The sequence below is a fragment of the Microbacterium sp. 22195 genome (assembly GCF_052056515.1).
In the GTDB taxonomy this organism is placed as follows: Bacteria; Actinomycetota; Actinomycetes; order Actinomycetales; family Microbacteriaceae; genus Microbacterium.
In genome coordinates, this window is the sequence record NZ_JBQEPE010000005.1 from 286,159 (window position 1) to 296,404 (window position 10,246).

Consider the following 10,246-nt stretch of genomic DNA (forward strand, 5'->3'; position numbering starts at 1 on the left):
AAAAAAAGAGAAACTGCGGCCCCCCTTCCCCCCCCCCCCCCCCCCCCGCTTCTGCGTCGCGTTACTTCTTGCCCTGCGCGGCGACCGCGGCTGCACCGGCGGCGGCGGCCTCGGGGTCGAGGTAGCGGCCGGGGCCGGTCGGGACGTTGTCGTCGTCGAGCTCGTAGACCAGCGGGATGCCGGTGGGGATGTTCAGCTCGGCGATGTCGTCGTCGCTGATGCCCTCCAGGTGCTTGACCAGACCGCGCAGCGAGTTGCCGTGGGCGGTGACCAGCACCGTCTTGCCCGCCTCGAGGTCGGGGACGATCGCGGACTCCCAATACGGCAGCAGGCGGTCGATGACGAGCTTGAGCGACTCGGTGCGCGGGACCTCGCCATCGATGCCCACGTAGCGCGGGTCGTTCACCTGGCTGAACTCGCTGGCGTCGTCGAGCAGAGGCGGCGGCACGTCGAACGAGCGGCGCCACAGCATGAACTGCTCCTGACCGAACTCCTCCAGCGTCTGGGCCTTGTCCTTGCCCTGCAGGGCGCCGTAGTGACGCTCGTTCAGGCGCCACGAGCGGGTCACGGGTATCCACAGACGGTCGGCGGCGTCCAGCGCGATGTTCGCGGTCTGGATCGCGCGGCTCAGCACCGAGGTGTGCAGCACGTCGGGCAGGATGCCGGACTCCGCGAGCAGTTCGCCGCCGCGGCGTGCCTCGGCCTTGCCCTGCTCGGTGAGGCGGACGTCGACCCAGCCCGTGAAGAGGTTGAGCTGGTTCCATTCGCTCTGGCCGTGACGCAGAAGAATCAGAGTGCGGGTCATGGTTCTCAGCTTATCTTTTCTGCTTTTCGGGAAGGACGTTGTGACCATTGGTGGCGGGCGCAGCGACGTTCCCTTCGCTCGCAGAACGGGTGCCCCTCCCGCTGCGCGGGTCCCTCCCCGATGCTCGCTCCGGGAACGTCGCTGCGCCCTGACGTATACGAGGGGAATCCGGGGATCTGAGCGACGTGGATGGGAGGGGTAGTAGGTGAGGGAGAATGGAGGCATGGCCACACCTGTCGGACAGCCCACGCGGGGGACGACGGGGACGAACCGGCTGCGACGGAACGACCGGTGGATCGCGGCATCCGAGGCCCTCCGGAAGGCGGCTGACCCCCTGGCCGTCGACCTGGGCTACGGCGCCAGCGGCGTGACGGCTTTCGAGCTCGCCCAGCGACTGCGGCAGAGGAGAGCGGATGCCGAGGTCATCGGCCTCGAGCTCGACCCGGAGCGCGTGGCCACGGCGCGCTCCCAGCTGCAGGACGTGCGTGCGGGTCGGACTCCCTTCGCCTCCGACCTGCCGGTGTCGTTCGAGAGGGGCGGCTTCGAGGTGCCACTGCCCGGCGGCCGCCGCCCGGCCGTGATCCGCGCGATGAACGTGCTGCGGCAGTACGACGAGGCTGATGTCGCGGATGCCTGGCGGCTCGTCGCCTCCCGCCTCGCCCCGGGCGGGATGCTCTTCGAGGGGACCTGCGACGAGGTGGGGCGCATCGCGAGCTGGGTCGATGTGGCATCCGACGGTCTGCCCGTGCGGTTCACGATCTCGCTGCGGCTCGCCGACCTCGAGCACCCCGGGATCGTCGCGGAGCGCCTGCCGAAGACGCTCATCCACCGCAACGTCCCGGGCGAGCGGGTGCATGAGCTGCTCACCGCGCTCGACCGGGAGTGGGACCGCGCTGCTCCCCTGTCGACCTTCGGACCGGTGCAGAGGTGGCTCGCGGCCGTGACGGCGCTCCGGGCTCAGGGCATCCCGGTGCAGGGGACCAAGTCGCGCTGGCGCCTCGGCGAGCTGACCGTCCCCTGGTCCACCGTCGCCCCGGTCTCCTGACTCAGCCCCAGCGCTGCCGAAGCCATTCCATCCCCGCGATCGCCTCGCGGTACTGGAAGTCGCGCAGCGTGGGCATACCGGGCGGGGCGGGCAGCTGAGCCTTCACGAAGAAGCGCCCGGTGACGGCCGCCAGCACGGAGTCGACGTCGGCCGGAGGCACGCCGTTGAACAGCGGATGCTGCGCCAGCACCTGCTCGACGTCGACGGTCTCTCCGCGCAGCCTCACGTCGAGCAGGTAGAACAGCCCGTCCATCCAGCGCGCACCGACCGAGGCCCACGGCCAGTCGATGATCCACGCCCTGCCCTCGGCATCCATCAGCACGTTGTCGGCCCGGCCGTCGTAGTGCTGGAGATGATCGCCCGCCACGACCTCGAGCACACGCTCCGCGGCGGTGCGGAGCCGCCCGCGGTTGGCGGCGGCCCAGGCCGGCAGCTCCACGCCCTCCGCCTCGATCACACGCCAGCTGGCCTGCTCCTCGGCGAACTCGTCGGCCGCCGACGGGAGGGCGGAGAGCGGCTCGCCCTCGAGCTTCGGGAACGTCGCGAAGGCGTCGAGCACGGCGACCACGTCCGACCCGTCCCCCGCTCCGCCGGGATGGCGCCCCTCGACGTCGGCGAGCACGAGAACGGCCCACTCGTCGGTCACCAGCGACCCGAGCAGGGCCGGGGCGCTCACCGTGCCCGGCAGCAGGCGCATGACCTGGATCTCCCGCTGGTGCAGTTCGTACGCGCCCTCGTTGCGGTCGCGATGCACGGTCTTCACGAACGCCCGGCGCCCTGTCGCGGTGACGACCCGGTCGGCGCTTCCCGGTGAGAAGCCCTCGACCTGGCTGACGGCCTCGACCACCGGCGCGTCCAGCACCCTCTCGACCTCGCGCACGACCTCATCGGGGAGGTCGCTCCACAGCATCCGCGTCTTCAGCTCACCCGTCATCCATCGACCCTATCCGCCGGGAGCACGACGGCGGATCCCGGGCGAGGCGGGACGACCCCTCAGCGGGCGTTGCGGGGGTCTTCGCCGACCGGGCGGCGGGAGAGGCGCGTCAGACGCGGGACATCGGCGGTCGCACCTGCGTCCGCGGGGACGATGACCTGCTGCGCGGCCGCGATGTCGACGCCCTCGGAACGCACCACCAGATCGCCGACGGGTGCCCGCCGGGACAGGATCGCCAGGGCGATCGGGCCCTCCTCGAAGTGCAGAGCCGCCGAGGTGATGTGTCCGACCTCGTCATCGCCGGCGAGCACGACGTCGCCGGGCGCGGGCAGCACGACGTCGCTGCCGTCCAGGTGCAGGGCGGCCAGGCGACGGGGCGGATGCCCGAGGTTGTGCACCTTGGCGACCGTCTCCTGCCCGCGGTAGCAGCCCTTGTTCAGGTGCACCGCGCTTCGGATCCAGTCGGACTCGTGCGGGATCGTGCGCTCGTCGACCTCATGCGACCAACGCGGACGCCATGCCGCGACGCGCAGCGCCTCGGCGGCGAGCGCGCCCGCGAAGGGGCCGGTCAGAGCGGATGCGTCGTCGACCACGGCCACGCTCCAGGCGTAGTCCGCGGCCGGATGCCCGTCGACGACTGCGTACTGGTGGCCTCCGGGCTGCACCTCGCGCCACGGGTCACGCCAGATCAGCGGGACGCCGTGCGGAGCGGATGCCGTGATCCGGCCCTCGGCGTCGCCTCCGGCGAAGAAGCCGACCAGGGCGGCATCCGGGTGCACCGTGACCGTGACACGGGAACGGAACACCATGCGCTTCAGCCACGTCGCGAGCTGCTCGGCGTCACCGGCATCGGCGATCAGCCATACCGAGGCGCCGTCCTCGAGCACGCCGGCCGCGTGCTCGACGCGACCCTGCGGGTCCAGGATCAGCAGCTCCGTGCTCGCGCCGGGGCGGAGTCGCCCCAGCGACTGGGAGGTGAACGAGTCCAGCCAACTGAGCCGGTCCTCCCCTGCCACCTCGATCAGCGCCCGGTCCGTCAGCGGCGCGAGCGCCTCGCCGTGCGCGAGCTGCCGCTGCTCGATGATCGGGTTGCCGAAGTGCGTGATCAGATCGCCGTCGCGCACAGCGCCGGGAAGCGCGTCGAAAGCGGACATGCTCAGACCTTCGCGAGACGCGCAGATGCGTGCGACTTCAACTGCTCGCCGAGGGCGGTGATGTCCCAGGCCCACAGCAGATGACCGTCGACCAGGCCGTACATGCGGCTCGCCGCCGTGTACTCCTTGGTCGCCGCGCCCGCAGGGCGCACCACGGCATCCGTGGAGATGTCGATCCGGGGACCGGCGATACGGCCGAGGTACAGCTCGAGCGTGCCGTCGGAGTGCGCGACCGAGACCTCGATCGGGAACCCGTCGGCGCTGCGCAGCTGCTCGACGTCGTCGACGGTGCGCGCCGGGCCCGCGGCGGCCGGGGGCAGCAGAGCCGGGCCCGGATCGGCATCCGTGCGCGGCCGCGCGAGACGCCAGAAGCCGGTCTCGGCGAGCAGCTGCACGGGCTCGTCCTGACCCTCGAGACCGAGGAAGGAGGCCGTCGCCGCGTAGTTCAGGAACGGACCGCCGTCATGGCTGAAGCTCACGCGGTGCGAGAACTCGCCCTGGAAGCGCGTCTCACCCGCGGTGTACTCGATGACGCCGGTGCCCTCCCAGACGCCCAGCAGCCACGAGAGCGGCGCGAGGTCGGCGGGAAGATCCGTGGGCAGATCGATCACGACGGACGTCTGATCAGCGCTGGCCGCGGAACAGGTTGACGAGCACGACGCCGGCGACGAAGGCGATCGCAAGGCTCGCCAGTCCCAGCAGACCGAGGAAGAAGAATTCGAGCGCGACGGGATCCATGAGCCCCACTCTAGTCTCTCTGCACTGCCGAAGCACTCAGCAGGCCGGTGCGGTTCCGCACGATCCCGGCCCGCGCGCTCCGCCCGCTCTAGTCGACCCGTGGCATCACAGGGCTGCGGCGAGCGCTGCGAGACCGAACACCGCCGAGACCAGGCCCATCACGACGAGAGCGCCGACGACGCTGCTCGCGACCCGCACGATGAATCCCTGTGCGCGCCCATAGGCGAGCTGCACCGCGAAAGCCAGCAGCACCATGGCGCCGAAGGCGATCAGGAGCCAGGTCACACGGGCCTGCTCGGGAAGCACGACGCCCAGGACGATCGCCGTCACCAGCGACGCGATCCACACGGCGACGACGCCGTGGAAGGCGTTGCGCGGGGCGAGAGCCGGTTCGGACATGCGGCCATCGTACTCATCCGCGGCTGTGACATGACTGCGGACCCGCACCGCGGCGGCAAGTATGCTCAACGCGTGGCCCTGCTGCTCGTGCTCAGCACCTCCGCCGACGCGGAGTCGCTTCTGCCCGCGCTCGGACTGCTGTCGCACGGCATCCGCCGGCATCCGCTCGACACGGGCCACCTGCTCACTCTTCCCGACGCCGACGCGATCCTCGTCGATGCCAGGTCCGACCTCGTCGCGGCCCGCACCGCCTGCCGGTTCCTGCGCACCGCGACCGTGGAGCTGCCCGTGCTGCTCGTCGTGACGGAGGGCGGCCTCAGCGCGGTCGCCGCCGACTGGGGCTTCGACGATGTCGTGCTGCACGACGCGGGCCCCGCCGAGATCGACGCGCGGCTGCGGCTCGCCCTCTCCCGCGCCGCCGCGGACGACGAGCCCACCCGGATCCAGGCATCCGGCATCACGATCGACGAGCAGTCGTACTCCGCCCGCCTGCACGGCCGGCCGCTGGACCTCACCTACAAGGAGTTCCAGCTGCTGCACTTCCTCGCCACCCACCCGTCCCGTGTCTTCACGCGCGAGCAACTGCTCAGCGACGTGTGGGGGTACGACTACTTCGGGGGCACGCGCACCGTCGACGTGCACGTGCGACGGCTGCGCGCCAAGCTCGGCGAGGCCGAGCAGATCATCGGCACGGTGCGCAACGTGGGGTACCGGTTCAACCTGAACGAAGAGGATCACCGGGCGGACGACTGAGTTCACCCACACGTCACCGGCGGATGCGAGGATGTACCCCATGATCGAACCCGTAGTTGTGGATGCCGGCCTGGGCGATGCCGAGGACGACGATTTCGATGCGCATGAGGCGCCAGACGCCGTGCTGCCCGACCATCGCTACCACGACCGCGAACTGAGCTGGCTGGCGTTCAACCAGCGCGTACTGGAGCTGGCGGAGGACCCGGCGCTGCCGGAGCTGGAGCGGGCCAACTTCCTGGCGATCTTCGCCAGCAACCTCGACGAGTTCTTCATGGTGCGCGTCGCGGGGCTCAAGCGCCGCATCCTCACCGGGCTCGCGGTGCCGACCAACGTCGGCCGCGCGCCGACCGACGTGCTCTCCGACATCTCCGCCGAGGCGCACGCCCTGCAGCTGCGCCACGCCGACGTGTGGACCGAGCAGGTCAAGCCTGCGCTGGCGGACGCCGGTATCGAGATCACCGAGTGGGGCGACCTGACGGATGCCGAGCGGGACGCTCTGGGCGAGTACTTCCAGGCCCAGGTGTTCCCGGTGCTCATGCCCCTGGCGGTCGACCCGGCGCACCCGTTCCCCTATATCTCCGGGCTGTCGCTCAACCTCGCCATCCGCATCCGCAACGCCCGCACCGGTCGCCAGGACTTCGCGCGCCTGAAGGTGCCGCCGATGCTCCCCCGGTTCGTGGAGGTGCCGGGCGCCGGCGAGATCCTCCGGTTCATCCGCCTGGAGGAACTGATCGCCAACCACCTGGACGACCTCTTCCCCGGCATGGAGGTGCTCGACCACCACGCGTTCCGCCTCACCAGGAACGAGGACGTGGAGATCGAGGAGGACGAGTCCGAGAACCTCATCCAGGCCCTCGAGGCCGAGCTGCTGCGCCGTCGCTTCGGCCCGCCGATCCGCCTCGAGATCACCGACGACATGGACGATGTGACGCTCGAGCTGCTGATCAAGGAGCTCGACATCACCGACCAGGAGGTCTACCGCCTCCCCGGCCCGCTCGACCTGCGCGGCCTGTTCGATCTGGCCCGCATCGACCGGCCCGACCTGCGGTACCCGCCCCACCTGCCCACCACGGCGGTCGCGTTCCAGCCCGGCGACAGCAATGAGCGCCCTGACATCTTCAAGGCGATCGGCCGAGCCGACGTGCTGGTGCACCACCCGTACGAGTCGTTCGCGACCAGTGTGCAGGCGTTCCTGGAGCAGGCGGCCCGTGACCCGCAGGTGCTGGCCATCAAGCAGACGCTGTACCGCACCTCGGGCGACAGCCCGATCGTGCAGGCGCTGATCGACGCCGCAGAGGCCGGCAAGCAGGTGCTGGCGCTGGTGGAGGTGAAGGCGCGCTTCGACGAGGCGAACAACATCGTCTGGGCGCGCAAGCTCGAGAAGGCCGGCGTGCACGTGGTGTACGGCCTGGTGGGGCTGAAGACGCACTGCAAGCTGGCGCTGGTGATCCGCGAGGAGGACGGCGTGCTGCGCCACTACTCGCACGTCGGCACGGGCAACTACAACCCGAAGACGAGCCGCATCTACGAGGACTTCGGGCTGTTCACCGCCGACCCGCAGATCGGCAAGGACCTCACGAGGCTCTTCAACGAGCTGAGCGGCTATGCGATCGAGAAGAAGTTCAAGCGCCTGCTCGTCGCGCCGCTGCACCTGCGCAAGGGGCTGCTCCGGCTCATCGACCGCGAGCGTCGCAACGCCGAGGACGGCAAGCCGGCGCGCGTGCGCATCAAGGTCAACTCGATGGTGGACGAGCAGATCATCGACGCCCTGTACCGCGCCAGCATCGCCGGAGTGAAGGTCGAGGTGTGGGTGCGCGGCATCTGCAGCCTGCGCGTGGACCTGCCCGGGGTCAGCGACAACATCACGGTGCGCAGCATCCTGGGGCGCTACCTGGAGCACTCCCGCATCTTCGCCTTCGACAACGACGGCGACCCCGTCGTGTACATCGGCAGCGCCGACATGATGCACCGCAATCTCGACCGCCGCGTCGAGGCGCTGGTCCGGCTGTCGGCACCGGAGCACATCCAGGAGCTGCACGACCTGTTCGATCTGGCGATGGACGACGGCACGAACTCCTGGCACCTGGAGGGCGGTCTCTGGAATCGTGCGGTCGGGGACGAGGACGCCCCGCTCGTCGATCTGCAGGACCGCACGATGCTCGCCGTGCAGAGCCGCCGCCGCAAGCGAACGGTCCGATGACGGACACCGCGGTCTTCGCGGCCGGCGCGGTGGTGTGGCGCCTGGTCGAGGACAAGCTGCGCATCCTGCTGATCCACCGCACGAAGTACCGTGACGTCACGCTGCCCAAGGGCAAGGTCGACCCCGGCGAGATGCTGGCTCAGACCGCCGTGCGCGAGGTGCGCGAGGAGACCGGCATCAAGGTCACCCTCGGTGTGCCGGTCGGCGTCAGCCGGTACTGGATGCGGCCGAAGCGACAGAAGGTCGTGCACTACTGGGCGGCGGAGGCGACGGATGAGGCCATCCGGGCATCCAGTTTCGTGCCCAACGGCGAGATCTCCGGGGTCGAATGGGTGAGTCTGAAGAAGGCGCGTTCACGGCTCAGCTACCCGGTCGACGTGGAGATCCTCGACAACTTCGCACGGCTGGTCGACGACGGCGTGCTGCACACCTTCCCGCTGATCGCGCTGCGGCACGCGAAGGCCGTCGGGCGCGACGGCTGGGAAGGGGCGGATGCCGCGCGCCCGCTCACCGATCGCGGCCAGCGCCAGGCGGCTGCCATCGTCGCCCCGCTGCGCGCCTTCGGCGTGCGGCGCATCGTCTCCAGCGACGCGCTGCGCTGCCGCCAGACGGTCGCGCCGCTGGAGAAGAAGCTCGGCCGCACGGCGCGGGTCACCACGAAGATCAGCCAGGATGCCTGGGAGAACGGCACCGAGGACGTCCGGGCGGTCGTCGGCCGCCGGGTCCGGGCCCGCAAGGCCGCCGTCCTCTGCAGCCACGGCCCGGTGCTCCCCGGCATCCTCTCCGAGCTGGCTCTGGCGACCGGGACCATGCACGGCTCCTACGTCGACAGCGCCAGCAGCCTGGGGATGGCGGGCTTCTCGGTCGTGCACCTGTCCGCCACGAACCCCGGCTCCGGGATCATCTCGATCGAGACGCACGAACCCAAGATCTGACTCCCGCCGCGATCCGTTCACCTTCCGTTCACCCGACGGGGAGAGTCTCGTTAACCGGTCCTCCTAACGTCACTGTGTGCCCTGCACCGGGCCGCACACATTCCCGATCGAACGGATCCACAGTGAAGATCTCCCGTATCGCCCGCATCACCGCCATCGGCGCGGTCGCCGCCCTCGCCCTCGCCGGCTGTGCCGCGAACGAGAACAGCACCCCCGCCGGCTCCGAGAAGCCGTCCTCCGGCCCGGCGCTGAGCGGCAACCTCGTCGGCGGCGGCGCCACCTCCCAGGAGGTCGCGATCGCAGCCTGGACCAAGGCCTTCCAGACCGCCAACGGCGACGTGACCGTCGACTACGACCCGCAGGGCTCCGGCGCGGGCCGCGACTCCTTCGCCGCCGGCGCCTACAACTTCGCCGGCTCCGACCGCGCGTTCAAGACCGATGAGCTCTCCTCCATGGAGTTCAAGGGCTGCGAAGCCGACTCCCCGATCGTCGAGATCCCGGCGTACATCTCGCCGATCGCCGTGATCTTCAACCTCGACGGCGTGGACAAGCTGGATCTCGACGCCGACACCCTCGCGGGCATCTTCGCCGGCACCATCACCAAGTGGAACGACGAGAAGATCGCCGCCACCAACCCGGACGTCACGCTGCCCGACCTGGCCATCAACCCGGTGCACCGCGCGGACAAGTCCGGCACCACGGGCAACTTCACCGACTACCTGTCGGCCGCCGCTGGCTCCGTCTGGACCCACGGCTCGGTCGAGGAGTGGCCGATCCAGTCCGGCGAGGCCGCACAGGGCACCTCGGGCGTCGTCCAGGCCGTCGAGGGCGGCAAGGGCACCATCGGCTACGCCGACGCCTCGCGCGCCGGCAAGCTCGGCACCGTCTCGGTGAAGGTCGGCGACAAGTTCGTGCCGTACTCCCCCGAGGCCGCCGCCGCCATCGTCGACCACTCGCCGCTGGAGGAGCGCTCGGGCAAGGCCGACCTGGCCGTCAAGCTCGACCGCACCAGCACCGAGGCCGGCGTCTACCCGGTCGTGCTGGTCAGCTACCTGATCGGCTGCGAGAAGTACGCCGACCCGGCCAAGGCCGCACTGGTCAAGGGCTTCTTCACCGAGGCGATCAGCGCCGAGGGACAGAAGGCCGCTGCCGAGGCCGCCGGCTCCGCCCCGATCTCGGACACGATCCGCACCAAGGCACAGGCCGCGATCGACCTGATCGTCACCAAGTGACCTTCGGACGGCGGGTCGACGGCGCACAGCGTCCTCGACCCCCCGTCTTTT

Annotated in this window: 10 protein-coding genes; 5 read left to right on the forward strand and 5 right to left on the reverse strand. The window is 70.2% G+C overall.

Going from position 1 to position 10,246, the window contains the following annotated elements:
- Window positions 1-61 precede the first annotated feature (61 nt).
- Entirely contained in the window at window positions 62-805 is a 744-nt protein-coding gene (locus tag ACTJJ4_RS15565) for a phosphoglyceromutase (protein ID WP_440944148.1), read from the reverse strand.
- Between the two features lie 223 nt (window positions 806-1,028).
- Between ACTJJ4_RS15565 and ACTJJ4_RS15570 the strand changes: the two genes are divergently transcribed.
- Complete coding sequence (locus ACTJJ4_RS15570) at window positions 1,029-1,850, forward strand: class I SAM-dependent methyltransferase (protein ID WP_440944149.1); 822 nt, start codon at window positions 1,029-1,031, stop codon at window positions 1,848-1,850.
- A 1-nt stretch (window position 1,851) separates the two neighbouring features.
- Here the strand turns inward: ACTJJ4_RS15570 and ACTJJ4_RS15575 are convergent, their stop codons facing one another.
- The 4 genes from ACTJJ4_RS15575 to ACTJJ4_RS15590 all read right to left on the reverse strand — a co-directional run bounded on the left by ACTJJ4_RS15575 (window position 1,852) and on the right by ACTJJ4_RS15590 (window position 5,075).
- A complete protein-coding gene (locus ACTJJ4_RS15575; RefSeq protein WP_440944150.1) occupies window positions 1,852-2,784 on the reverse strand; it encodes a hypothetical protein in 933 nt (310 codons plus the stop codon).
- A 59-nt stretch (window positions 2,785-2,843) separates the two neighbouring features.
- Window positions 2,844-3,938, reverse strand: coding sequence for a CAF17-like 4Fe-4S cluster assembly/insertion protein YgfZ (gene ygfZ, locus ACTJJ4_RS15580; protein ID WP_440944151.1), 1,095 nt, complete (start codon window positions 3,936-3,938; stop codon window positions 2,844-2,846).
- A 2-nt stretch (window positions 3,939-3,940) separates the two neighbouring features.
- Window positions 3,941-4,549 carry an FABP family protein gene (locus tag ACTJJ4_RS15585; RefSeq protein WP_292698256.1) on the reverse strand — a complete coding sequence of 203 codons (609 nt, stop codon included), beginning with the start codon at window positions 4,547-4,549 and terminating at the stop codon, window positions 3,941-3,943.
- A gap of 232 nt (window positions 4,550-4,781) precedes the next feature.
- Window positions 4,782-5,075 (reverse strand): hypothetical protein, encoded by a 294-nt coding sequence (locus ACTJJ4_RS15590; RefSeq protein ID WP_440944152.1) that lies wholly within the window; start codon window positions 5,073-5,075, stop codon window positions 4,782-4,784.
- A 72-nt stretch (window positions 5,076-5,147) separates the two neighbouring features.
- On the opposite strand from ACTJJ4_RS15590, the gene ACTJJ4_RS15595 reads away from it, so the two are divergent.
- The 4 genes from ACTJJ4_RS15595 to pstS all read left to right on the forward strand — a co-directional run bounded on the left by ACTJJ4_RS15595 (window position 5,148) and on the right by pstS (window position 10,195).
- Window positions 5,148-5,828 carry a winged helix-turn-helix transcriptional regulator gene (locus ACTJJ4_RS15595; RefSeq protein ID WP_440944153.1) on the forward strand — a complete coding sequence of 227 codons (681 nt, stop codon included), beginning with the start codon at window positions 5,148-5,150 and terminating at the stop codon, window positions 5,826-5,828.
- A gap of 40 nt (window positions 5,829-5,868) precedes the next feature.
- On the forward strand, window positions 5,869-8,028 hold the full coding sequence (locus tag ACTJJ4_RS15600; RefSeq protein ID WP_440944154.1) for an RNA degradosome polyphosphate kinase: 2,160 nt from the start codon (window positions 5,869-5,871) through the stop codon (window positions 8,026-8,028).
- Window positions 8,025-8,963, forward strand: a complete 939-nt coding sequence (locus ACTJJ4_RS15605; protein WP_440944155.1) for an NUDIX hydrolase — start codon at window positions 8,025-8,027, stop codon at window positions 8,961-8,963. Before ACTJJ4_RS15600 ends, ACTJJ4_RS15605 begins: the two co-directional genes overlap by 4 nt.
- Before the next feature lie 122 nt (window positions 8,964-9,085).
- Entirely contained in the window at window positions 9,086-10,195 is a 1,110-nt protein-coding gene (gene pstS, locus ACTJJ4_RS15610; RefSeq protein ID WP_440944156.1) for a phosphate ABC transporter substrate-binding protein PstS, read from the forward strand.
- The last annotated feature ends 51 nt before the right edge of the window (window positions 10,196-10,246 follow it).